We start from the raw sequence: 24572 nt of genomic DNA on the forward strand, positions 1-24572 counted from the left end.
CGCAGGGCATGAAATCTGTGATGAATCGACCAGTCAAGCTGGTTGTTCAATTGATGCCCGACCGTATATCGGGAACCACATAGTGGACGCAAGCAAAGTGTTTTCAAGATATCGGCTTATTAGTACAGGTCAGCTCCACGAGTCTTTAGTCCTCGCTTCCACATCCTGCCTATCAACCCGGTAGTCTAGCCGGGAGCCTTCACCCTGAAAGGGATGGAAATCTCATCTCGAAGCCGGCTTCCCGCTTAGATGCTTTCAGCGGTTATCCGTTCCGAACGTAGCTAATCAGCGGTGCTCCTGGCGGAACAACTGACACACCAGAGGTTCGTCCATCCCGGTCCTCTCGTACTAGGGATAGATCTTCTCAAATTTCCTACGCGCGCAGCGGATAGGGACCGAACTGTCTCACGACGTTCTAAACCCAGCTCGCGTACCGCTTTAATGGGCGAACAGCCCAACCCTTGGGACCTACTCCAGCCCCAGGATGCGACGAGCCGACATCGAGGTGCCAAACCATGCCGTCGATATGGACTCTTGGGCAAGATCAGCCTGTTATCCCCGAGGTACCTTTTATCCGTTGAGCGACAGCGCTTCCACAAGCCACTGCCGGATCACTAGTCCCGACTTTCGTCCCTGCTCGACTTGTCAGTCTCACAGTCAAGCTCCCTTGTGCACTTACACTCGACACCTGATTACCAACCAGGTTGAGGGAACCTTTGGGCGCCTCCGTTACTCTTTAGGAGGCAACCGCCCCAGTTAAACTACCCACCAGGCACTGTCCCTGAACCGGATTACGGTTCGAAGTTAGATATCCAGAGTGACCAGAGTGGTATTTCAACAATGACTCCACCCGAACTAGCGTCCGAGCTTCACAGTCTCCCACCTATCCTACACAAGCCACACCGAACACCAATACCAAGCTGTAGTAAAGGTCACGGGGTCTTTCCGTCCTGCTGCGCGTAACGAGCATCTTTACTCGTAGTGCAATTTCGCCGAGTTCGCGGTTGAGACAGCTGGGAAGTCGTTACGCCATTCGTGCAGGTCGGAACTTACCCGACAAGGAATTTCGCTACCTTAGGATGGTTATAGTTACCACCGCCGTTTACTGGGGCTTAAATTCTCAGCTTCGCACTTGCGTACTAACCGTTCCTCTTAACCTTCCAGCACCGGGCAGGCGTCAGTCCGTATACATCGTCTTGCGACTTAGCACGGACCTGTGTTTTTAGTAAACAGTCGCTTCCCACTGGTCTCTGCGGCCTTCAAACGCTTCAGGAGTAAATCCCTACACGCCTCAGGCCCCCCTTCTCCCGAAGTTACGGGGGCATTTTGCCGAGTTCCTTAACCACGATTCTCTCGATCTCCTTAGTATTCTCTACCTGACCACCTGAGTCGGTTTGGGGTACGGGCGATTGGAACCTCGCGTCGATGCTTTTCTTGGCAGCATAGGATCACTGATTTCGTCCGTGAGGACTACCCATCGGGTCTCAGGCTACATAGAAGACGGATTTGCCTATCTTCTGCCCTACATCCTTAGACCGGGACAACCATCGCCCGGCTCAGCTACCTTCCTGCGTCACACCTGTTAATACGCTAAACGCCCCAGCGTAGGGTCGTGTGCTAGGCCAAGACCGTCACCCCGAAGGGATCGAATCAAGGATTCAGACACTTAGCATTACTGGATTGTCTTGGGCGGTTCTTCATCGGTACGGGAATATCAACCCGTTGTCCATCGACTACGCCTGTCGGCCTCGCCTTAGGTCCCGACTTACCCAGGGCGGATTAGCCTGGCCCTGGAACCCTTGGTCTTTCGGAGGACGGGTTTCTCACCCGTCTTTCGCTACTCATGCCTGCATTCTCACTCGTGTGGCCTCCACGGCTGGTTCACACCGCCGCTTCGCTGGCCACACGACGCTCTCCTACCCATCCATACGGCTGGACCACGAAGGCCTGCCTATAATATAAATGCCACAACTTCGGTGGCGTGCTTGAGCCCCGTTACATTGTCGGCGCGGAATCACTTGACCAGTGAGCTATTACGCACTCTTTCAAGGGTGGCTGCTTCTAAGCCAACCTCCTGGTTGTCTATGCAACTCCACATCCTTTCCCACTTAGCACGCGCTTAGGGACCTTAGATGGTGGTCTGGGTTGTTTCCCTCTCGACGATGAAGCTTATCCCCCACCGTCTCACTGCTGCGCTCTCACTTACCGGCATTCGGAGTTTGGCTGAAGTCAGTAACCTTTTGGGGCCCATCGTCCATCCAGTAGCTCTACCTCCGGCAAGAAACACGCAACGCTGCACCTAAATGCATTTCGGAGAGAACCAGCTATCACGAAGTTTGATTGGCCTTTCACCCCTATCCACAGCTCATCCCCTCCATTTTCAACTGAAGTGGGTTCGGTCCTCCACGACGTCTTACCGTCGCTTCAACCTGGCCATGGATAGATCACTTCGCTTCGGGTCTAGAACATGCGACTCATACGCCCTATTAAGACTCGCTTTCGCTACGGCTGCCCCTCACGGGTTAACCTCGCCACATATCACTAACTCGCAGGCTCATTCTTCAAAAGGCACGCTGTCACACCAACAAGGGTGCTCCAACGGTTTGTAAGCAAACGGTTTCAGGTACTATTTCACTCCCCTCCCGGGGTACTTTTCACCTTTCCCTCACGGTACTTGTCCGCTATCGGTCATCTGGGAGTATTTAGGCTTATCAGGTGGTCCTGACAGATTCACACGGGATTTCTCGGGCCCCGTGCTACTTGGGATACTCTCCGGACAGGCGACGACATTTCGACTACGGGGTTCGCACCCTCTATGACTGGCCTTTCAAGACCATTCGTCTATATCGCGCTCATTGCCCTCACAGCTCGGTAGAACTGTACGGAAAGTCCCGCAACCCCGACCATGCAACTCCTACCGGATATCACACATGATCGGTTTGGCCTCTTCCGGTTTCGCTCGCCACTACTAACGGAATCGCTTTTGCTTTCTCTTCCTGTGGGTACTGAGATGTTTCACTTCCCCACGTTCCCTCTACCCGCCCTATATATTCAGGCGGGAGTCACCAGGTCACCCAAAGGGCCTGGCGGGGTTTCCCCATTCGGAAATCCTCGGATCAAAGCTCTATTATCAGCTCCCCGAGGCTTATCGCAGATTTATACGTCCTTCTTCGGCTCCAGATGCCAAGGCATCCACCGTTTGCTCTTAGAATCTTGAAATCACATGAGATTGAATCGTTTCGCCTCCCCTAGAGGAGACAGAAATGACCAATGATCTATAAATAGATCTTTGTGATCCACCGGAAAACCGGTGAATCTAAGATGCTCGCGTCCACTGTGTAGTTCTCAATATACGGGCGGTACCCCACCACCATCCACAACAGGACGACGGAAAGGGTCCGACAAGAAACCAGACACACCAAACGGTGCGGCCCGGTCCCTCAGGACCCAACAGCGTGCAACATGCCCTCGACACACACGCACCACGTTCCCACCCCACAAGGAGGCGTACTAGCAGCACGGCACATCAGCCGGCATCAATGTCAATGTTCCACCCATGAGCGCCACCATCAGGACGAACGCCTGACGCGTGACTTGGCACCATTGATCTCCCTGTATACAGAGGAGAGGTGCACATGCTCCTTAGAAAGGAGGTGATCCAGCCGCACCTTCCGGTACGGCTACCTTGTTACGACTTAGTCCTAATCACCGATCCCACCTTCGACAGCTCCTCCCTTGCGGTTAGGCCACTGGCTTCGGGTGTTACCGACTTTCATGACTTGACGGGCGGTGTGTACAAGGCCCGGGAACGTATTCACCGCAGCGTTGCTGATCTGCGATTACTAGCGACTCCGACTTCATGAGGTCGAGTTGCAGACCTCAATCCGAACTGAGACCGGCTTTTTGGGATTCGCTCCACCTTACGGTATCGCAGCCCTTTGTACCGGCCATTGTAGCATGCGTGAAGCCCAAGACATAAGGGGCATGATGATTTGACGTCATCCCCACCTTCCTCCGAGTTGACCCCGGCAGTCTCCTATGAGTTCCCACCATTACGTGCTGGCAACATAGAACGAGGGTTGCGCTCGTTGCGGGACTTAACCCAACATCTCACGACACGAGCTGACGACAACCATGCACCACCTGTATACCGACCTTGCGGGGCGCACATCTCTGCACGTTTCCGGTATATGTCAAGCCTTGGTAAGGTTCTTCGCGTTGCATCGAATTAATCCGCATGCTCCGCCGCTTGTGCGGGCCCCCGTCAATTCCTTTGAGTTTTAGCCTTGCGGCCGTACTCCCCAGGCGGGGAACTTAATGCGTTAGCTGCGACACGGAGACCGTGGAATGGTCCCCACATCTAGTTCCCAACGTTTACGGCATGGACTACCAGGGTATCTAATCCTGTTCGCTCCCCATGCTTTCGCTCCTCAGCGTCAGTTACGGCCCAGAGATCTGCCTTCGCCATCGGTGTTCCTCCTGATATCTGCGCATTCCACCGCTACACCAGGAATTCCAATCTCCCCTACCGCACTCTAGTCTGCCCGTACCCACTGCAGACCCGAGGTTGAGCCTCGGGATTTCACAGCAGACGCGACAAACCGCCTACGAGCTCTTTACGCCCAATAATTCCGGACAACGCTTGCACCCTACGTATTACCGCGGCTGCTGGCACGTAGTTAGCCGGTGCTTTTTCTGCAGGTACCGTCACTTTCGCTTCTTCCCTACTAAAAGAGGTTTACAACCCGAAGGCCGTCATCCCTCACGCGGCGTTGCTGCATCAGGCTTGCGCCCATTGTGCAATATTCCCCACTGCTGCCTCCCGTAGGAGTCTGGGCCGTGTCTCAGTCCCAGTGTGGCCGGTCACCCTCTCAGGCCGGCTACCCGTCGTAGGCTTGGTGAGCCATTACCTCACCAACAACCTGATAGGCCGCGAGTCCATCCCCAACCGAAATTCTTTCCACGACCAGACCATGCGGCCAGTCGTCATATCCGGTATTAGCTACCATTTCTAGCAGTTATCCCAGAGTCGGGGGCAGGTTACTCACGTGTTACTCACCCGTTCGCCACTGATCCGCCAGAGCAAGCTCTGACATCACCGTTCGACTTGCATGTGTTAAGCACGCCGCCAGCGTTCGTCCTGAGCCAGGATCAAACTCTCCATAAATGCTTAAACGCACGACCACCCGAAAGCAGTCGGCACATCTAAAGCCAGACGTGAACGGGAATCGAACACGAACCAGCAAGTTTGAAACCGACAGAACAAATCATTACTGACTTGCTTGTTTGTTTAAATGTTTTCCAAAGGAATCCGGACACCATCCCAAAAGGGACGATGCCACGGGTATTTGGCATTTGACATTGTGCACGCTGTTGAGTTCTCAAGGAACGGACGCTCCCGACACCGACCATCACAGCCAGCCATCGGAGCTCACACTCCACCGCTCCCCGTGGGAGTGATCCAGACCCAGAAGGCCCGGCACTCTCGTCGGAAGCAGAATCAGACCCTAGCTCAGTTGGTGGTACACACGCAACCCGTAGGCCGCGGCAACTTCTGTTTCACCAGGATCATCACCCACCAGAACAGCTCCGGAAGCTTTTCCGCTTCCCGCCCGTTCCGGCGACAAGAGGAGACATTACGCGGACCACCCCACCCCCGCAAAACAACCCGCATCCCGGGCGTGTCGCGACAGCCTCCCGGGGCGGCGCGGCGGCGGCCCCGGAGGACCGCCGCCACGTGCATCAGTGGAAGAAGTGGCGCTCGCCCGTGAAGTACATGGCGACGCCGGCGGCGCGGGCGGCCTCGACGACCTCCTCGTCGCGGACCGATCCCCCGGGCTGGACGACGGCGCGGACGCCGGCGTCGAGGAGGACCCGGAGCCCGTCGGCGAACGGGAAGAACGCGTCGGAGGCGGCGACGGAGCCGGATGCCCGGTCACCTGCGCGCGTCACGGCGAGCTGGCACGAGTCGACGCGGTTGACCTGGCCCATGCCCACGCCCACGGACGCACCGTGGTGCGCGAGCAGGATCGCGTTCGACTTCACCGCGCGGCACGCCTTCCACGCGAACTCGAGGTCGGCGAGGGTCTGGTCGTCCACCGGATCGCCGGCGGCGAGGGTCCACGAGGACGACACCCGGGTGCCGTCGGTCGGGAACGCGTCCCCCGACTGCACCAGGTAGCCGCCCGAGATCTGCCGGGCCTCGAGGTCCTCGCGACGGTAGCCCTCCGGGAGGGTGAGCAGCCGCAGGTTCTTCTTGGTCTTCAGCAGCTTCAGCGCGTCGTCGTCGAACCCGGGTGCCACGAGCACCTCGGTGAAGATCTCCTTCACGGTCTCGGCCATCCCGAGCGTCACGGTGCGGTTCGCGGCGATGACCCCGCCGAACGCGGAGACCGGATCGCAGTCGTGCGCGCTCCGGTGCGCCGACGCGATGGCGTCGACCGCCCGCGGCGCCGCTATCGCGATGCCGCAGGGGTTCGCGTGCTTGATGATGGCGACGGCCGGCTCCGCGAAGTCGTAGGCCGCCCGCACGGCCGCGTCCGCGTCGACGAAGTTGTTGTACGACATCTCCTTGCCGTGGAGCTGGATCGCCTGCGCGATGCCCGCGCCGTCCGCCCGCCGGTAGAGCGCCGCGTCCTGGTGGGAGTTCTCGCCGTACCGGAGCACCTGCGCGAGCTCGCCCGCCACGGCCCATTCCTCGGGCCACGCGGCGACCGCGGGCGACGCCGTCTCCGTGCCGACGACCGTCGAGCGGAAGTAGTCCGCGACGGCGCGGTCGTAGTCCGCCGTGTGCGCGAAGGCCGCGGCGGCGAGCCGGCGACGCTGGTCGAGGGTCGTGCCCCCGGACCGGACGGCCGCGATCACCTCGTCGTAGCTGGAGGGCGACACGACGATGGCCACGTTCGCGTGGTTCTTGGCGGATGCGCGCACCATCGCGGGGCCGCCGATGTCGATCTGCTCGATCACGTCCGAGGCCGGGGCGCCCGACGCGACCGTCTCCACGAACGGGTACAGGTTCACGACCACCAGCTGGAACGGCGAGATGCCGAGCTCCGCGAGCTGCAGCTCGTGCGACTCGAGCCGGAGGTCGGCGAGGAGGCCGGCGTGCACGGCGGGGTGCAGCGTCTTGACCCGGCCGTCGAGCGACTCCGGGAAGCCGGTCACGTCCTGCACCTGCGTGACGGGGAAGCCCGCGTCGGCGATGGTGCTCGCGGTGGATCCCGTCGAGACGATCTCGACGCCCGCCTCCGCGAGCGCGGCCGCCAGCTCCAGGAGCCCGGTCTTGTCGCTGACGGAGACGAGGGCGCGTGCCACCTCGATGCCGTCTCGATCGCGGAACAGGGACGGGTCGTGACGGGGTCCGCTCATGCCGGGGACAGCTCCTTGAGGTCGATGGTGCCGAGGGAGATGGCGCGCACCGTGTCGACGAGGAGCCTGCGCTCCACGACCTTGATGCGCTCGTGCAGGGTGTGCTCGGTGTCGCCCGGTTCCACGGGCACGCGCTCCTGCGCGAGCACCGGACCGGTGTCGACCCCGGTGTCGACGACGATGATGGATGCACCGGAGCTCGTGGCCCCGGCCGCGATGGCGTCGCGCACGGCGTGGGCGCCCGGGAACTCGGGCAGGTACGCCGGATGCGTGTTGATGATGCGCGGCGCGAAGGCCTCGACGGCGCGCGGCGGCAGGAGGCGCATGAACCCGCTGAGGACGACGAGGTCCGGCTCCCAGCCCGCGATGGCGGCGGAGAGCTCATCCCCCCACGCCGCGCGGTCGGGGAAGCTCCCGAAGGGGACGGTGAAGGTGGGGATCCCGCGCTCCTCGGCGAAGCGGAGGCCGTCGGCGTCGCGGTCGGCCCCGACGGCGATCACGCGCGCCGGGTAGTCCGCGTGCTCGGCCGCCTGGAGGAGGGCGTGGAGGTTGGTCCCGCTGCCGGAGATGAGGACGACCACGTTGAGCACGCGCACAGCCTATCCGCGTCTCTCGGGGCTGCGCCGGACCAGCGGGGCCATGAGGCCGGACACGAACATGCCGGCGACGGAGGCGACGCCGACCTCGAGGAACGCGGCCAGGAGGATCCAGCCGGCTGCGGGACCCACGTCGGCCAGGCGGCCCGGGCCCGCGGCGCCGCCGGAGAGCACCGCGAGCAGGGCGAGGACGACGGCCGCGACGGCGCCCATGCCGAGACCGGCCACCAGGAACCACGGCCAGCGCCGGGCCTCGGGCTCCGGGATGCGCGACACCCGCGGGGAGAGCGCGACCGCCGCGACGAAGGAGACGACCACCGGCACGAGGATCCCGAGGAAGCCGAGGTCGAGGGCGCCCTGCGGCAGGACGCCCAGGACGGGGAGCGACGGGAGCGGGCCGACGGAGGTGCCGAGCGGCGAGACGGACGAGCCGGTGCCGAGCGCGAAGCCCGGGCCGATGAGCCACGACGCCGTCCAGACGACCAGGTTCGGCAGGAGCGCGAGCTGTCCGAGCGTGAGCGCGACGCCGCCGACGATGCCGGTCTGCAGGGTCTCGTAGAGCGTGATGACGGTGGCGTACTGCAGGCCGAGGAGGACCGCGACCACGACCGCGGAGATCGCGACGACGGCGAACGCGGCAGCCGCGCCCCCGCGGACGGCGGTCGCCGCCACCGAGAGGGCGCCCTGCGGGAGACGGTCGAGCGCGTCACGGACCGAGCGGACGGATCCCGCGGCGCGGCCGGATGAGAGGGACGACCACCAGCGGCCGGCGCGGGCTCGGTCGACGCGTGCGATGCCGCCGACGAGGAGGCCGAGCGCGAGGACCAGCGTCGGGAGGGTCGCCCCGCGCACGACGGCCGGTGCGACGCCCTCGTGCTGCGCGGCCAGCGCGAGGCCGAGGGACAGGACGGCGGTCGTGCCGATCGCGGCGACGGCTCCGATGCCCGGGTGGTCGGTCTCCACGATGCGGCGGCCGGCGCGGATCCCGAGGAGGAGCGTGAGGAGGGCGAAGCCGAGCGGGGCGAGGGACAACGCGAACGGGGCGTCCACGGCGGGGAGCCCGAGGGCGGCCGCGAGCGCGGGATCCAGCGAGGCCGTGAGCGGCACCCCGTGCCCGAGCAGCCACAGGTCGACGGCCGTGCGCGCGAAGACGCCCCAGTCGATCTGCAGGTCGTACTGGCCCGCCCACAGCGCGGTGAGCGGCACGAGGGGCAGGGCGACGCCGACCCCCACCACCAGGAGCGCCTCGAGTGCCGCGAACAGGGCGGTTGCGTGTCGGTTCATGCCTCGACGACCCTACCGGCCGGGCCCTCCGCGATCCGTCCCGCCGTGGGCGCGCCGGGGCATCGGGCGCGGGATCCGCCTGGGGAGGGGCGGGCACGACGACGGCCCGCATCCATGGAGGATGCGGGCCGTCTGTGCGCTGGGTGGGCGTCGGCGCTACAGTGCGGCGAAGACCTCGCGGAGGAGGTTGGCCGTCTCGGTCGGCGTCTTGCCGACCTTGACGCCGGAGGCCTCGAGGGCCTCCTTCTTGCCCTGAGCCGTGCCGCTGCCGCCGGATACGATGGCGCCGGCATGACCCATGGTCTTGCCCTCGGGGGCGGTGAAGCCCGCGACGTACGCGACGACCGGCTTCGTGACGTGCGCCTTGATGTACTCGGCCGCGCGCTCCTCTGCGTCGCCGCCGATCTCGCCGATCATGACGATGGCACGCGTCTCGGGGTCCGCCTCGAACGCCTCGAGGGCGTCGATGTGCGTGGTGCCGATGATCGGGTCGCCGCCGATGCCGATGGCGGTCGAGATGCCGAGGTCGCGCAGCTCGAACATCATCTGGTACGTGAGCGTGCCCGACTTCGACACGAGTCCGATGGGGCCGGCCTCGGTGATGGTGGCGGGGATGATGCCGGCGTTCGACTTGCCGGGGCTGATGATGCCGGGGCAGTTCGGGCCGACGATGCGGGTCCTGCCGCCCGTGCTCTTGGCGTGCGACCAGAACTCCGCGGAGTCCTTGACGGGGATGCCCTCGGTGATGACGACCGCCAGCGGGATGGCCGCGTCGATCGCCTCCACCACCGCGCTCTTGGCGAAGGCCGGCGGGACGAAGATGACCGACACGTCGGCGCCCGTCTCGGCCATGGCCTCGGCGACCGATCCGAAGATCGGGAGCTCGACGCCCTCGATGGTGACCGAGCTGCCGGCCTTGCGCGGGTTGACGCCGCCGACGACCTTGCTGCCGGACGCGAGCATGCGGCCCGCGTGCTTGGTGCCCTCGGAGCCCGTGAGGCCCTGGACGATGATCCTGCTGTTCTCGTCGAGAAGAATCGACATGTACCTGTTCCTGTTCTCTCGGGAGTTAGGCGGCGGCCAGCTCGGCGGCCTTGTCGGCGGCCTCGTCCATGGTGCCGACGACGGTGACGAGGGGGTGCGCGCGCTCCTCGAGGATGCGTCGCCCCTCCTCGACGTTGTTGCCGTCGAGGCGGACGACGAGCGGCTTGGTGGCGGCGTCGCCCAGCTTGTCGAGCGCGCCGACGATGCCGTTGGCGACGGCGTCGCACGATGTGATGCCGCCGAAGACGTTGACGAAGACGCTCGTGACCTGCTCGTCGCCGAGGATGACGTCGAGACCCGCGGCCATGACCTCGGCCGACGCTCCGCCGCCGATGTCGAGGAAGTTCGCGGGGCGCACGCCGCCGTGCTTCTCACCCGCGTAGCTGACGACGTCGAGCGTGGACATGACGAGGCCCGCGCCGTTGCCGATGATGCCGACCTGGCCGTCGAGCTTCACGTAGTTGAGGTCCGACTCCTTGGCCTTGGCCTCGAGCGGGTCGGCGGCGGCCGCGTCCTCCAGGGCCGCGTGGGCCTCGTGGCGGAAGCCGGCGTTCTCGTCGAGCGTGACCTTGCCGTCGAGCGCGATGACGTCGCCCGACTCGGTGAGCACCAGCGGGTTGACCTCGACGAGCGTCGCGTCCTCGTCGCGGTAGACCCACCAGAGGCGCTCGAAGACGGGCGCGACCTTGGCGATGAGCTCCTCGGGGAACGACGCGGCGCGCGCGATCTCCTCGGCCTTGGCGGCGTCGATGCCGGTGACCGGGTCGATCTCGATGCGGGCGAGGGCCTCGGGTCGCGTGACGGCGAGCTCCTCGATCTCCATGCCGCCCTCGTAGCTCGTGAGCGAGAGGTAGGAGCGCTCGGCGCGGTCGAGCAGGATGGAGAAGTAGAACTCCTGCTTGATGCGCGCGCCGGCCGCGACCATCACGCGGTGCACGGTGTGGCCCTTGATGTCGAGCCCGAGGATGGACTGCGCCGCCTCGTACGCCGCGTCGGCGCTCTGGGCGACCTTGACGCCGCCGGCCTTGCCGCGGCCGCCGGTCTTCACCTGCGCCTTCACGACCACGGTGCCGCCCAGCTTCTCGGCCGCGGCGCGCACCTCCTCGGCGGTGTCGGCGACGATCCCCGGGAGGACCGGGACGCCGTAGGACTCGAAGAGGTCCCTGGCCTGGTATTCGAAAAGATCCACGCGTGTCATCCCATCCGCACCCGCGCCAGGCGGTTACGTGCGTCGTTCGAGGCTGCGGTGCCGCGACCGTCTGGTGGCGGCACCCGGTGTGTAGCGGCTGGTCGACGCCCGCACCGCGCCACCGGGGTGGTCCGGCCCGCCGCGTCGACGACCGTGGAGAGCCTATCGGGTCGCGCGTCGGGCGGCCCGGGCATGCCGCGGCCGTGCGCTCCCGGGCGACGGCCCGCCCTGGGGAGGGAGACTGGGCGGATGAGGCCGAGGACGCATCCCGTGACGCGGCGCGACGCGAGCATCCGCGACATCGCGGGCGAGGCGATCCTCCTGGCCGCGGGCGGCCGCGCGATCCTGCTGCAGATCGCCGACCCGTCCGTCGCCCGGGGCGTCGCCGAGCACAGCGACTTCGCGTCGCGCCCCCTCGACCGCCTGGAGGGCACGCTCGGCTACATCTACGCGGTGGTCTTCGGCTCACCCGCGGACGTCGCGCGAGCGCGGCGGATCGTGGGGCGCGCGCATGCCCCCGTTCGGGCCCGGGTGCCTGCGGCCGACGGATCCGCACCCGCCTACTCCGCCTACGACGTCGACCTGCAGCTCTGGGTGGCGGCGACCATCTACGACAGCGCGATCCGGATGGCCGAGCTCGCCTACGGCCCGCTCCCGGAGGAGGCCGCCGACCGCATCTACCGGGGGTACGCGGTGCTCGGGACGGCGCTGCAGGTGCCGGAGGCGCGGTGGCCCGCGGATCGCGCTGCCTTCCGCGCCTACTGGGACGAGCGGATCGCCGCGCTCGAGCCGACCGCCGACGCCCGACGCGTGGCGCGGGCCCTGCTGGGCGGCGGCGCCTGGCCGCGTCCCCTGCTCCCGGTGACGGGGGTCGTCGCGCTCGTGACGGCCGGGCTCCTGCCGCCGCGGCTCCGGGCGGGATTCGGCATGCACTGGGACGCCCGGCTGCAGCGCCGCTTCGACAGGGTTCTGCGCGCGATGCTCGCGGTGAACCGGGTGCTGCCGCAGGTGGTCCGCGACGCGCCGCGGGCGGTCGTCACCCGACGGTACCTGCGCCGCGACGCCGGGTAGGGGCGCAGCGGCACTCCTGCACAGGGGCCGGATCCCGCCGTCCGTCCCCGTGTCGCCGGCCCGCGCGCGCCCGCCGCCCGTCGGCGGCGGATGGTGCGGCCATGACACGGACCGCCTCCCACCCGACCACCCCTCCCCCACGATGCGACGGACGACCCCGCCGCCGGCCCCGCGCCGGACGCCTCGTCTCGGCGCTCGTCGGCATCGGCCTCGCCACCGGCCTCGCGGCGAGCGCCGTCCCTCCGGCGCAGGCGCTCAGCGCCGTCTCCCCCGGCGTCGGCTACGCGTCGGGACCTGACGGCCGCTGGCTCGGCTCCTACCGCATGGACGACGGGCGGCTCGGCTTCTGCATCGACGTCGGGCTCGCCGCGCCGCCCGGCCACGAGTACGCGCCGGTGGACGACGCCGGCCGCTCCCCCGACGACCGCGCTCGGCTCGCGTACATCTCGAGGACGTGGGCGGGTTCCGCGGATCCCGACACGGCGGCCGCCGGTCAGCTCGCCACGTGGAGGATCACGGGCCTCGGGGGCCACGACCTCGCCTGGTACGCGGCACGCGCGGGTGACCGGGCCGGCGTCGTCGAGTCGCGCGCCCGCGACATGCTCGCGGAGGCCGGATCGGCGTCCGGCGCCTCGCGCGCCGTCGCCGCCGCCGTGTCCGTCGCGCTCGGGGACGACGGCCACGGCACCGTGCGCGTCGACCTCCGGGCGGACTTCCTCGCCACCGGTCCCGCGGACGTCCCCGCCGGGTCCCGCACGGGCACCGTCACGCTCGAGGGCGCCGTGTTCGACGGCGGGGGCACGAGCGCGCAGGTCCCGGACGGCGTCGCGACGCCCATCACGGCGACGGGAGCGACCGCCGCGCTGCACGTGACGGCGAGCGCCGCCTTCCGCGACCTGCCCTACGGCGACGCGCTCGACGTCGTCGGGGACGGCGGCGCCTCGCAGGGCATGATCCTGGCCCGCCCTGCCGACGCGCACGCCGAGGCGCACGCCGATGCCCGCGCTCCGAGCCCGCTCCCCTTCGCGCCCCGGGTGGTCACGCGCACCTCGAGCTCGGTCGCCGCGGCGGGCGACGAGCTCTCGGACTCCCTCGAGGTGTCGGCGGATCCGGCCGCTCCGGCGTCCGGCGGTCGACCGGCCACCTCCGACGGATGGGGGCTCCTGCGGCACGCGGACGGGACCCTCCTGCCGGTGCCGGTCACCGTCCGCAGCCGACTCCTCGGCCCGTTCCCCGAGCAGGTCGGACCCGAGCGCGACGAGGTGCCCGTCGACGCGCCGCAGGTCTGCGAGGTGACCACGCGCGTCGACCACGGGCCCGGCGACTACACGACGCCCGCCTGCCGCCTGCCCGCAGGGGGCTTCTACACCTGGGTCGAGTCCATCTCGCCGTCGGACACCGCCGTGGCGGACGGCCGGGACCGCGTGCTGCCGTGGCGGTCCACCTTCGGCGCGGCGACCGAGACGACGCAGGTGCCGCACCCGCCTGCCATCACGACGAGCATCGGGGCGCGGGAGATCACCGCGGGCGACTGCGAGACCGACACCCTGCACGTGGGCAGCTTCGTGGGCACGGGTCCCGTCCCCGTCCGCGTGCGGCTCGCGGGCCCCTTCGCCGCCGCACCCGCCGAGGGGGAGGCCATGGCCGTGGCCGCAGACGCCGGCGAGGGCCCGGCGTCCGACGTCATGGTCGCGGACGACGGCGACGTGACGACCCCCTGCATGCGCGTCGTCGCGCCCGGGTGGTACGTGGCGGTGCTCGACAGCTCCGGCCGACCCGCCGGTGACGCCGACGGCGCCGCCATCGCCCCGTTCGCGGATCACGCGGCGCACGCATCCGAGACCTTCCACGCGGGACCGCCCCCGGTCGAGGCGCCGCCGTCGACCGGCGGCCGACCTCAGCTCGCGATGACGGGAGGGGCGCCCGGCATCGACGCACCGGGCATCGTGGGCGCGTCCGCTCGGCTCGGTGCCGCGCAGCTGGCCGGGGCGGGCACCGCGCTGGGCGCCATCGGATCGCTCGGCATCGGAGCACGCCGCGCCGGCCGTCGACGTTCCCGGACGACCGCTAGAGCTTCTCGATGGGCGCGATCTTGATGAGCAGTCGCTTCCTGCCCGCCGGTCCGTCGAACTGCACCTCGGCGATGCGCTTCCGCCCCTCACCCGTGACGGCGGTGACGCGGCCGTCGCCGAAGTCGGTGTGGCGGATCCGATCGCCGAACGCGAGCTCCAGGTCGCCGTTGTCGCGTACCTGCCCGGTGACCGTGTTGGCCCACTGGGTCTTCGGACGCGGGGGCGGCGGCAGTGCCGGGTCCTCGAATCCGCTCGTGGATCGCGACCGGCCGCCGTATCCGCCGCCTTCCCGCCGAGCGTTGAGGGCGCGCGGTTGAGTGCCTCCGCGGGAGGTCGCCATGCCGGGCGACTGCTTCCAGTCGATGAGCTCGGCGGGGATCTCCTGCAGGTACCGGCTGGGCATGGCCACGTTCACCTCGCCGAACTGCGCACGCGTCATCGCGAGGGAGATGAAGAGGCGCCGTCGTGCGCGAGTGATCCCGACGTAGAACAGCCGGCGCTCCTCGGCCGGGCCGCCCGGCTCGTTGGCGGACATGCGGTGCGGGAGGAGGTCCTCCTCCACTCCCGTGAGGAACACCGAGTCGTACTCGAGCCCCTTCGCCGTGTGCAGCGTCATCAAGGAGACCGTGCCGCTCGAGTCGTCGAGCTCGTCCGCTGCGGCGACGAGGGACACCTCGGTGAGGAAGTCGACCAGCTGACCCTCGGGGTTGTTCCGCGAGAACTCCTTCGTCACGGCGACGAGCTCCTCGACGTTCTCCGCGCGTGCCTCGTCCTGCGCGTCCTTGCTCGCCCGCAGCGCCTGGACGAGGCCGCTCCTCTCCAGCAGCGTGGTCACGAGGTCGCCCACGGAGGTGCGCCCCTCCGGCCGGTCGGGGTCGAGCAGCAGCGCCACCTCGTCGAGCATGCGGGACAGCGTGAGGATCGCCTGGGTCACCTTGGGCCCGAGCCCGAGCTCCGATGCGCGGCGCATGGCCTCGCGGAAGGTGACGCCATGCGCCTCGGCGAAGTTCGCCAGGGCCGTCTCCGTGGCCGGGCCGATGCCGCGCTTCGGGGTGTTGAGGATGCGGCGGAGCGCGAGCACGTCGGCGGGGTTCGCCACGGCGATCAGGTACGCCATCGCGTCCTTGATCTCAGCCCGCTCGTAGAACTTGGTGCCGCCCATGATCCGGTACGGCACGGCCGAGCGGATGAGGATCTCCTCGAGCGCGCGCGTCTGCGCGTTCGTGCGGTAGAAGACGGCGATCTCGGAGTAGGCGGTGCCCTCCTCGTGCAGCTTCTGGATCTCGTCGGCCACGAACTGCGCCTCGTCGTGACCCGAGTACCCCGTGAAGCCGACGATCTTGTCGCCGTCCCCGATCGAGGTCCACAGCTTCTTGTCCTTGCGGTCGAAGTTGTTCGAGATCACGGCGTTGGCGGCGGTGAGGATGTTCTGCGTCGACCGGTAGTTCTGCTCGAGGAGCACGACCTTCGACTGCGGGAAGTCGCGCTCGAACTCGGTGATGTTGCGGATGTCGGCGCCCCGGAAGGCGTAGATCGACTGGTCGCTGTCGCCGACCACCGTGAGCGAGGCGCCGTCGATACCGCCCATGCCGTTCGTGGACATGCGCGTGTCGACGGGCACGTCGTCCGGGGCGACCGCACGGGTCAGCTCGCGGATGAGCGAGTACTGCGCGTGGTTGGTGTCCTGGTACTCGTCCACGAGCACGTGGCGGAAGCGCCGCTGGTAGAGCGCCGCCACCTTCGGGAACGCGCGGAAGAGGAAGACGGTCTGGCCGATGAGGTCGTCGAAGTCGAACGCGTTCGCCGCCGCGAGCGACCGGGTGTACTGCCGGAATATCTCCACGAACATCGCCTCGGCGGGGTCGTTGAAGTTGGCCGTGCGCGCGAACGTGTCCGCGTCGGAGAGCTCGTTCTTGAGCTTGGAGATGCGGCCGGAGACGGAGGAGACCGTGAAGCCGAGCGTGTCGGCGTCGAGCTGCTTGATGATCCGCTTGATGAGCACGCGGCTGTCGGCCGAGTCGTAGATGGTGAAGTTCTGCGTGAAGCCGAATGCCTCGGCCTCGCGGCGCAGGATGCGCACGCACGCGGAGTGGAAGGTCGAGATCCACATGCCCTCGGATGCCTGCCCGAGGAGGGACTCGACGCGCTCCCGCATCTCCGCCGCGGCCTTGTTCGTGAAGGTGATGGCGAGGATCTGGCTCGGCCATGCCTCCCGGGACTCGATGAGGCTCGCGATGCGGTGGGTGAGCACGCGCGTCTTGCCGGACCCGGCGCCGGCGACGATGAGGAGGGCGGGCCCGCGGTAGACGACGGCCTCGCGCTGCTCCGGGTTGAGGCCCTCGAGCAGCGGATCCGCCGGGGTCCCGGTCCCTCCCCCGGAGCCCCCGTGCCCGTCGAGGATGATCGGCGTGCTGGAGGGGGGAACGGCGGCGGGGTCGGCACTCATGTCGGCATCGATCCTAGGCGCTGCGGGACGGGACGGGACGGGACGGGACGGGACGGGACTGCCCGAGCCGGGGTCCGGTCAGGCGCAGGCCGTGGACCGCCTACCGCCTGCCCCAGCGCACCTGCCGCCTACCGCCTGCCGCGGACCACCTCCTGCCGGGGCGTCAGCTCCCCGACACCTCCGCCCGCTCCCCCACGAGCGCCACCGCGAGATCCGGCTGGTCGGCGAAGACGCCGTCGACGCCCGCGTCGAGGAACCGGCGCCAGTGCGCGCGGAAGTCGCCGTGGGCCGTCTTCGCTCCGGAGCTGCGGAGGGGCCGGGGCAGGAACGCGTTCTCGGGGCGCAGCGTCCACGTGAAGACGGAGAGGCCGGCCTCGTGGGCGCGCGCGACGAGGTCGGACACGGGGGCTGCCTCGGCGTCGGCGCCGAAGCCCGCTGCGGGGCAGATGCGCTCGAGGCCCACGCTGATGCCGTCGACCTCCGCGGCGAGCGCCGCCAGCCCCGCGTCGGTCAGCTGCTCGTCGAACGTGACGGCGGAGGAGCCGTGCCGGGCGAGCTCGTCCACCGCGGCCCCGCGCCCCTCGAGGAGGTACACCAGCCGCGCCTCGACGCCGTGCGCGCGCACCCGCAGGAGCACGTCGCGCTCGAAGGACTCGATCGTGAGGCGGGACGCGTCCGACGCCCATCCGCGCTCGCGCAGGTCGCGGGCGAGCAGCTCGTCGAGGGGCATGCCGAGCGCGGCGAAGTGCGTGGCGTGCTTGATCTCCGCGACCATGCCGAGCGGGCGGCCGTGCCGGGCGGACTCCTGGTCGATGATGCGGAGCAGGTCCGGCAGCGAGAGCACCGTCTCCTCGTCGTCGTGCGCGGCGCTCTCCGGCCGGATCGCGGGGATGCGCTCGCGGCACCGCAGCGTGCGGATCTCGGCCCACGTCATGTCCTCCGTGAACCAGCCGGTGCGCTCGATGCCGTCGACGAGGCGGGTGGCGCGCCGGTCGGCGAACTCGGGTCGGTCCGCGACGTCGGTCGTGCCCGACAGCTCGTTCTCGTGCCGGATGACGAGCACGCCGTCCGAGGAGGCGACGAGGTCGGGCTCGACGGCGTCGGCGCCCTGGGCGAAGCCGAGCCGGACGGCGGCGGCGGAGTGCTCGGGGCGGTAGCCGCTGGCTCCGCGATGGGCGATGACGAGGGGACGAGGGCGAGGGGCGTGATCCACGCGGCGCACGCTACAGGCGCCGGGTGGACGGCGTGCGCGTACTCATCTGGGGAAATGCACGGCTCACGCGAGTGGTCTCCCAGACTGGCCAGCTAAATTGACGACGATCACGTTCATCCACCATCGAGAGTAGAAGGATCATGGCCAACCCCACGTTCTCCAACAACCCGGTCTTCAACGGCCGAGGTGCGACGCCCACGAGGGATGTGACCCCGGAGAGCCTCGACGAGCTGTACAACCGCCCGTCGGCCACCGCCTCCGAGACCGACCGCATGACCTTCGAGGACACGACCGTCAAGACGGTCAGCCTGCTCGCCATCGTCGTCGTGCTCGGCGCGGTCGCGTGGCTGTCAGGTCCCCTCGCGCTCCCCCTCGCCATGCTCGGCGCCATCGGCGGCCTCGTGCTCGGCCTCGTCAACTCCTTCAAAAAGGAGCCGTCCGTCCCGCTGATCGTCGCGTACGCGGCGTTCGAGGGGCTGCTGGTGGGCGGCATCTCGCGCGTCTTCGAGGGCATCGCCCCCGGCGTCGCCACGCAGGCGCTGCTCGGCACGGCCGCGGTCTTCGCCACCGTGCTGATCCTGTTCCGCAGCGGCAAGATCCGGGCCTCCGCCAAGGCGACCAAGATCTTCATGATCGCGATCATCTCCTACGCGGCGTTCTCGCTCGTGAACTTCGCCCTCATCGCCTTCGGCGCCATCCAGAGCCCCTGGGGTGTGAGGGGCATCGAGATCTTCGGCATCCCGCTCGGCGTGGTGTTCGGTCTCCTCGCCGTCGTGCTCGGCGCCTACTCGCTGGTCCTCGACTTCGACTTCATCCAGCGCGGCGTCCGCTCGGGCGCCCCGCGCCGCTACGGCTGGACCGCGGCGTTCGGCCTCGTGGTCACGATCGTGTGGCTGTACGTCGAGCTGCTCCGCATCTTCGCGATCCTGCGCGGGAACAACTAGCGCCACCGCCGGTCCCTGGCACAGCACCGCGGACCGGCAGCACGACGAAGGCCGCTCCCCTCGGGGAGCGGCCTTCGTCGTTCACGGCGTGCGCGGGAGGATCACTCCCACTCGATGGTGCCCGGCGGCTTCGACGTCACGTCGAGCACGACGCGGTTCACGCCGTCGACCTCGTTCGTGATGCGGTTGGAGATGCGCGCGAGCACGTCGTACGGGAGGCGGGTCCAGTCGGCGGTCATCGCGTCCTCGCTGGAGACGGGGCGCAGCACGATGGGGTGGCCGTAGGTGCGGCCGTCGCCCTGCACGCCGACCGAGCGGACGTCCGCGAGGAGCACGACGGGGCACTGCCAGATCTCCTGGTCGAGGCCCGCGGCGGTGAGCTCGGCGCGCGCGATGGCGTCGGCCTTGCGGAGCAGCTCGAGGCGCTCGGCCGTGACCTCGCCGACGATGCGGATCCCGAGGCCGGGGCCGGGGAACGGCTGGCGCCCCACGATGACCTCGGGGAGGCCGAGCTCGCGGCCGATGGCGCGCACCTCGTCCTTGAACAGGGTGCGGAGCGGCTCGACGAGCTCGAACTTGAGGTCCTCCGGGAGGCCGCCCACGTTGTGGTGGCTCTTGATGTTCGCGGTGCCCGTGCCGCCGCCCGACTCCACCACGTCCGGGTAGAGCGTGCCCTGCACGAGGAAGCGGATCGGCTCGCCGTCGGCCTTCGCCTCGAGCACGAGCGCCTCCGCGGCGCCCTCGAACGACCGGATGAACTCGCGGCCGATGATCTTGCGCTTGGCCTCGGGATCCGTGACGCCCGCGAGCCCGTCGAGGAACTGCTCGGCCGCGTCGACCGTGACGAGCCGGACACCCGTGGCGGCCACGTAGTCCTCCTCCACCTGACGGCGCTCGTCGTGCCGGAGGAGCCCGTGGTCGACGAAGACGCAGGTGAGCTGGTCGCCGACCGCGCGGTGCACGAGCGCCGCGGCGACCGCGGAGTCGACGCCGCCGGACAGGCCGCAGATGACCTTCGCGTCGCCGACCTGGGCGCGGATCCGCTCGACCTGCTCGGCGATGACGTTGCCGCTGTTCCAGTCGCCGGGGATGCCGGCCGCGCGGTGCAGGAAGTTCTCGAGGACGGCCTGGCCGTGCGCGGAGTGCTTGACCTCGGGGTGCCACTGCACGCCGTAGAGACGACGCTCGTCGCTCGCGAACGCGGCGACGGGCGTGGACGCGCTGGACGCGAGCACCTCGAAGCCCTCGGGCGCCTTCGACACGGAGTCGCCGTGGCTCATCCACACGGTCTGGTCGTCGGGCTGACCGTCGAGCAGCGTGCTGCCGGGCGTGAGCGTGACCGCGGTGGATCCGTACTCGCGCGCTCCCGTGTGCGCGACCTCGCCGCCGAGCGCGCGGGCCATGACCTGGAAGCCGTAGCAGATGCCGAGCACGGGGACGCCGAGGTCGAGGATCCCCTCGTCGAGGCCGGGCGAGCCCTCCTCGTAGACGCTGGACGGGCCGCCGCTCAGGACGATGCCGGACGGGTCCTTTGCGCGGATCTCCTCGGCCGTGATCGTGGACGGCACGATCTCCGAGTAGACGTTGGCCTCGCGGACGCGGCGGGCGATCAGCTGCGCGTACTGGGCGCCGAAGTCGACGACGAGGACGGGGCGCTGGTTCGTGGGGTTGTCGACGCTCAAGTGGTGGCCTCCGTGGTGGTGGTCGGGTCGATGGGTCGGGGATCCTGGTCGTCGCCGGGCGAGCTCGCGCGCCGCGGCGCCTCGAGCTTCGCGATGACCTCCCGCACCTGGCGGGCGATGCGCGACTCCACGACGAAGGAGAGGAACGGCACGACGCCGCCCGCCGCGATGAGGATGAAGCGCGTGAACGACCAGCGCATCTTCTGCCAGAGCAGGAAGTCGCTGATGAGGTAGACCACGTAGATGTTGCCGTGGACGATCTGGATGATGAGGCTGAGGTTCGTGCCCGTGAGGGTGTCGGCCGGCGACAGCGCCAGGAAGCCCGAGGGGCCGTTCAGCTCGAGCTCGTAGCCGGCGCCCGCGAGGTACTGCAGGGACCCGTCGACGAACTGGAAGCCCGGCAGGTACTTGAAGCCCATCTCCACCACGAGCAGGAGGAGGAACGCGCCGGTGATGAACGCCATGACGCGGTAGAAGCCGAGGACCCTCCGGATCTGCGGGACGTCGGAGCGCTTGAGTCCGTAGGCCATGGGTGGATCCTACCGGTCGGCGTCTGCGCGGCTCCCGCGGCGGGGAGCGCCGGAGGCGTCGTCGCGGGCGCCCTCGGGGAGCGGGTCGTCGTCGTCCTCGTCGTCGTCGTCCTCGCGGTAGCCGGGCTGCTCGCGGGTCCAGGTGTCGCGGACGGTGCGGTACCAGATCACGATCGCGAAGATCGCGAAGACCGCCCACTCGGCCGCGTAGAAGATGTTGAGCCAGTTGAGCTGCACGGCCTCGCTCGGTGGGGGCGAGTCGATGGCCGCGAGGCCGGGGACGGGCGTGGACGCGACGACGAAGCCGTTGTAGACGTCGCCGACGTCGCCCGTCCAGAGGTTGACGAGCGCCGCCGTGCTGAGCCGGGTCATGCGCTGGGGGTCCTGGCCTTCGCCGGAGGGCTCGGGCTGCTCGCTCGGGAGGAAGCGGCCGACGATGTCCTGGACTCCCGCGGCGGATCCGCCGTCCGCGTCCAGCGACGCCGCGACCGCGGCCGCCTCGTCGTCGGTCGCGGCCCAGCCGAGCGCGACCGGGACGCTGGCGGGGACCTCGTCGGGCGAGGGATCCGCGGCGGACCCGTCGTCCGTGATCGACAGGTGCCCCACCACCCACGCGCCGGTGCGGCCGTCGTTCACGCGGTCGGAGACGACGAGGAAGTCGCCGGGGACCATGGACCCGGTGACGGTGACCATGTGGCCCGCCGACCGATCCGTCACGTAGCCCTGCGGCTCGGCGAGCGTGCCGAGCGGCAGCGCCGTCTCGGTGTCCCGCTCGATGACGACGCCCGACTCGACCGCGCGCGCCAGCTGCCACTGGCCGAGCGCCGCGAAGCCCGCGGCGATGACGAGGGCGAGCGCGAGCAGGGCGATCGAGCGCGGACGGCGGGCGACCTGGCCGATGGTGGGGCCGGGGGCGTCGGGCGCGGCCGGATCCGCGCCGGCGGGCCTGGATCCGGGGCGCGCGTCGGCGTCGGCGTCGGTGCGGTGGTCGGGTGCGTGCGTCATCAGTAGTCGGGTTCCCGTTCGCGGGTGGGCGGTGTCCAGGTGTCGTGGTCGGACTGCTGGCCGGCCTGCTCGGCGCGGCGCCGGTCGGGGGCGGGATGCGCGTCGCCGCCGTCGGCGGGGCCACCCGCGGCCGCGTCGGCCCGGACGGCGGCGCCCGTGGTCTCGGCCTCGGGACCCGTGCCCGGAGTCGTGCCGCGGGCGGCGGTTCCCTGCCGGGATCCGGCGACCGCGAGGCCGTCGTCGTAGGCGGCGACGACCGCCTGGTCGCCGCGCTCCGCCGCCTCGAACAGCGCCAGCGCCCCGGCCCGCTCAGCGTCGCGCGCCGCCTTCTCCGCCGCGCGCCTCGTCGCGGAGCGGTACCGCGTGGGCAGCACCGCCGTGCCGATGCGCACCGAGTTGGCCGCGAGCAGCGGCCCCATGATCGCCATCACGAGCACGTAGAGGCCGGCGAACGGCTGGATCCGCTCGTCGAGCCCCGCCGACAGGGACAGCGTCGCGAGGATGAGCGCGAACTCGCCCCGGTTCTGCAGGATGAAGGCCGTGTTGATCCCCGCCTGCGCGCCGTGCCCGTTGAGCCACGCGACGAACTGACCGGCGATGAGGTTGAGCGTGAAGGTCATGACGACGGCCACGAGCACCGGGATCACGACGGTCGGGAACTCGCGCGGGTCGAGCGCGAGCCCGAAGTTGAGGAAGAAGAACGCGCCGAAGACGTCGCGGAGCGGGATCGCGATCTGCTCGATGCGGTTGCGCACGCGCGTGGCGCCGAGCAGCAGGCCGATGAGGAACGCGCCGATCGCGTCGGTGACGCCGAGGACCTCGCCGATGCCGCCGAAGAGGATCGCGAGGCCGAAGAACAGGACCGTGAACAGCTCGACGTCGCGCGTGCGCAGGAAGCGCGACAGGAAGGCGCCGCCCTTCCGGGCCACCGTGAACATCACGATGAGGAAGGCGAACGAGATCGCGAGCTGCCCGACGACCGCCCACGGCTCGGTCTCGCCGCTCAGCACGACCGACACGATGGCGAGGTAGACGGCGATGAAGATGTCCTCGACCACGGTGACGCCGAGGATCATGGGCGTCTCGTCGTTCGCCAGCCGGTTCAGCTCGATGAGGAGCTTCGTGACGATGGCGCTCGAGGAGGTCGCCGTCATCCCGGCGATGACGAGCGCCTCGCGCGTGCCCCAGCCGAGGGCGAAGCCGAACGCGAACCCGACGCCCATGTTGATGAGGACGTAGGAGCCGCCCGAGACGATGAGCTTGCCGGCGTTGCCGAAGAACTCGTCCTGGTCGAACTCGAGGCCGAGGTTGAAGAGCAGGAGGATCAGGCCGAAGACGGCGATGAGCTCGATGTCACCCGAGGCGAAGTCGAGCGGGAACCAGTCGACGTTCGGGCTCGCGAGGAGCCCGACGAGCATGTAGATGGGGATCGCGGGCAGGCCGATGCGCTTGCCGAGCTGGCCGAACGCGTAGGCGAGGACGAACAGCAGGCCGAGGACGATGAGGTCGTGGCCGTGGTGCACCCGCTACCCTCCGTCCGGCGCGGAGCCGGATGCGGGGCGGTGCGGGAACTCGCCCGTCCGGTAGAACGCGAAGGCCTTGGCGACCTTCTCGGGCGAGCCCGCGACCACGAGCGTGTCGCCCGGGTAGACGGTGAAGTCGTCGGAGGGCGCCGGGTTCGCGGACTCGCCGCGGACGACCGCGACGACCGTGAGGCCGACGACGCCGCGGGACGCGAGGTTGCCGAGCGCCTGGCCGGCGATGTGGTCGTCGTAGTCGACCGTGAACCAGTCGATGCTGAGCCCGGGGATCTGGTCGAGCTTGTCGAGCGACTCCGTGATGCGCGTGCCGCCGAGCAGCTCCGCGAGCGTGTGCGCCTCGTCCTCGCTGAGGCGGAGGGAGACCTTCTGCGTGTCGGGCCCGTCCTGCTCCTCGGAGAAGGTGATCAGGTCGCTGTGGCCGGAGCGGTGGGCGATGACGCCGACCTTGCCCCCGTCGTCGGTGATGAAGGTGTGCAGCACGCCGACACCCGGCAGCTTGACGCGTCGGACCTCCGCCATGCGCGCACCTCCCTCTTCCTCTGGTTCACAACGCGGGCCGCTCCCCGCATGTTCCCGGACCGCGCCGG

At 68.6% G+C, this 24572-nt stretch carries 15 protein-coding genes and 2 rRNA genes; 3 read left to right on the forward strand and 14 right to left on the reverse strand.

Features of this window, described 5'->3' with window-relative positions; all coding sequences use genetic code 11:
* Positions 1-99: 99 nt before the first annotated feature.
* From AES38_RS12250 to sucC, 7 genes are all read right to left on the reverse strand, one after another.
* Positions 100-3219: ribosomal RNA gene (locus AES38_RS12250) — 23S ribosomal RNA — on the reverse strand.
* A gap of 427 nt (positions 3220-3646) precedes the next feature.
* Positions 3647-5167: ribosomal RNA gene (locus tag AES38_RS12255) — 16S ribosomal RNA — on the reverse strand.
* Together the 16S and 23S rRNA genes form the textbook arrangement of a ribosomal RNA operon.
* A gap of 575 nt (positions 5168-5742) precedes the next feature.
* The gene (purH, locus tag AES38_RS12260) at positions 5743-7368 is read right to left on the reverse strand and encodes a bifunctional phosphoribosylaminoimidazolecarboxamide formyltransferase/IMP cyclohydrolase (RefSeq protein WP_053775217.1); all 1626 of its coding nucleotides are present in this window, start codon (positions 7366-7368) and stop codon (positions 5743-5745) included.
* The gene (purN, locus tag AES38_RS12265; RefSeq protein ID WP_053775805.1) at positions 7365-7958 is read right to left on the reverse strand and encodes a phosphoribosylglycinamide formyltransferase; all 594 of its coding nucleotides are present in this window, start codon (positions 7956-7958) and stop codon (positions 7365-7367) included. The genes purH and purN overlap by 4 nt, the downstream gene beginning before the upstream one ends.
* Positions 7959-7967: 9 nt before the next feature.
* A complete protein-coding gene (locus tag AES38_RS12270) occupies positions 7968-9248 on the reverse strand; it encodes a cell division protein PerM (RefSeq protein WP_053775218.1) in 1281 nt (426 codons plus the stop codon).
* A 156-nt stretch (positions 9249-9404) separates the two neighbouring features.
* Positions 9405-10292 (reverse strand): succinate--CoA ligase subunit alpha, encoded by an 888-nt coding sequence (gene sucD / locus AES38_RS12275; protein ID WP_053775219.1) that lies wholly within the window; start codon positions 10290-10292, stop codon positions 9405-9407.
* A gap of 25 nt (positions 10293-10317) precedes the next feature.
* On the reverse strand, positions 10318-11481 hold the full coding sequence (gene sucC, locus AES38_RS12280; protein WP_053775806.1) for an ADP-forming succinate--CoA ligase subunit beta: 1164 nt from the start codon (positions 11479-11481) through the stop codon (positions 10318-10320).
* Positions 11482-11751: 270 nt separating this feature from the next.
* Between sucC and AES38_RS12285 the strand changes: the two genes are divergently transcribed.
* Together AES38_RS12285 and AES38_RS12290 are read left to right on the forward strand one after the other, a co-directional pair.
* Positions 11752-12552 carry an oxygenase MpaB family protein gene (locus tag AES38_RS12285; protein WP_244629174.1) on the forward strand — a complete coding sequence of 267 codons (801 nt, stop codon included), beginning with the start codon at positions 11752-11754 and terminating at the stop codon, positions 12550-12552.
* Between the two features lie 101 nt (positions 12553-12653).
* Positions 12654-14648, forward strand: coding sequence for a hypothetical protein (locus AES38_RS12290; RefSeq protein ID WP_053775221.1), 1995 nt, complete (start codon positions 12654-12656; stop codon positions 14646-14648).
* On the opposite strand, the gene AES38_RS12295 is transcribed toward AES38_RS12290, so the two are convergent.
* Together AES38_RS12295 and AES38_RS12300 are read right to left on the reverse strand one after the other, a co-directional pair.
* Positions 14620-17070, reverse strand: a complete 2451-nt coding sequence (locus AES38_RS12295) for an ATP-dependent helicase (protein WP_053775222.1) — start codon at positions 17068-17070, stop codon at positions 14620-14622. The genes AES38_RS12290 and AES38_RS12295 overlap by 29 nt on opposite strands.
* 163 nt (positions 17071-17233) lie before the next feature.
* The gene (locus tag AES38_RS12300) at positions 17234-18292 is read right to left on the reverse strand and encodes a glycerophosphodiester phosphodiesterase family protein (protein ID WP_081001898.1); all 1059 of its coding nucleotides are present in this window, start codon (positions 18290-18292) and stop codon (positions 17234-17236) included.
* A gap of 131 nt (positions 18293-18423) precedes the next feature.
* Between AES38_RS12300 and AES38_RS12305 the strand changes: the two genes are divergently transcribed.
* A complete protein-coding gene (locus AES38_RS12305) occupies positions 18424-19227 on the forward strand; it encodes a Bax inhibitor-1/YccA family protein (RefSeq protein ID WP_053775223.1) in 804 nt (267 codons plus the stop codon).
* A gap of 101 nt (positions 19228-19328) precedes the next feature.
* Here AES38_RS12305 and guaA read toward each other — a convergent pair whose 3' ends face one another.
* The 5 genes from guaA to AES38_RS12330 are packed head-to-tail and all read right to left on the reverse strand — an operon-like array spanning position 19329 to position 24504.
* Complete coding sequence (guaA, locus tag AES38_RS12310) at positions 19329-20909, reverse strand: glutamine-hydrolyzing GMP synthase (RefSeq protein WP_043668935.1); 1581 nt, start codon at positions 20907-20909, stop codon at positions 19329-19331.
* Entirely contained in the window at positions 20906-21439 is a 534-nt protein-coding gene (locus AES38_RS12315; RefSeq protein WP_053775224.1) for a DUF3817 domain-containing protein, read from the reverse strand. The genes guaA and AES38_RS12315 overlap by 4 nt, the downstream gene beginning before the upstream one ends.
* 9 nt (positions 21440-21448) lie before the next feature.
* Positions 21449-22444: an SURF1 family cytochrome oxidase biogenesis protein gene (locus AES38_RS12320; RefSeq protein ID WP_053775225.1), complete on the reverse strand. Its 996-nt coding sequence runs from the start codon at positions 22442-22444 to the stop codon at positions 21449-21451.
* Positions 22444-23967: a cation:proton antiporter gene (locus tag AES38_RS12325; protein ID WP_053775226.1), complete on the reverse strand. Its 1524-nt coding sequence runs from the start codon at positions 23965-23967 to the stop codon at positions 22444-22446. Before AES38_RS12325 ends, AES38_RS12320 begins: the two co-directional genes overlap by 1 nt.
* 3 nt (positions 23968-23970) lie before the next feature.
* Positions 23971-24504, reverse strand: a complete 534-nt coding sequence (locus AES38_RS12330) for a cation:proton antiporter regulatory subunit (protein ID WP_043668926.1) — start codon at positions 24502-24504, stop codon at positions 23971-23973.
* Between the last annotated feature and the right edge of the window lie 68 nt (positions 24505-24572).

It is taken from the genome of Clavibacter capsici (assembly GCF_001280205.1).
GTDB lineage: Bacteria > Actinomycetota > Actinomycetes > Actinomycetales > Microbacteriaceae > Clavibacter > Clavibacter capsici.

Bases quoted from the DNA above. Each gene is read 5' to 3' on its own strand.
- sucD (WP_053775219.1), bottom strand. From the start codon at position 10,292: ATGTCGATTCTTCTCGACGAGAACAGCAGGATCATCGTCCAGGGCCTC.
- AES38_RS12290 (WP_053775221.1), top strand. From the start codon at position 12,654: ATGACACGGACCGCCTCCCACCCGACCACCCCTCCCCCACGATGCGAC.
- purH (WP_053775217.1), bottom strand. From the start codon at position 7,368: ATGAGCGGACCCCGTCACGACCCGTCCCTGTTCCGCGATCGAGACGGC.
- AES38_RS12305 (WP_053775223.1), top strand. From the start codon at position 18,424: ATGGCCAACCCCACGTTCTCCAACAACCCGGTCTTCAACGGCCGAGGT.
- AES38_RS12320 (WP_053775225.1), bottom strand. From the start codon at position 22,444: ATGACGCACGCACCCGACCACCGCACCGACGCCGACGCCGACGCGCGC.
- AES38_RS12295 (WP_053775222.1), bottom strand. From the start codon at position 17,070: ATGAGTGCCGACCCCGCCGCCGTTCCCCCCTCCAGCACGCCGATCATC.
- AES38_RS12270 (WP_053775218.1), bottom strand. From the start codon at position 9,248: ATGAACCGACACGCAACCGCCCTGTTCGCGGCACTCGAGGCGCTCCTG.
- AES38_RS12330 (WP_043668926.1), bottom strand. From the start codon at position 24,504: ATGGCGGAGGTCCGACGCGTCAAGCTGCCGGGTGTCGGCGTGCTGCAC.
- AES38_RS12315 (WP_053775224.1), bottom strand. From the start codon at position 21,439: ATGGCCTACGGACTCAAGCGCTCCGACGTCCCGCAGATCCGGAGGGTC.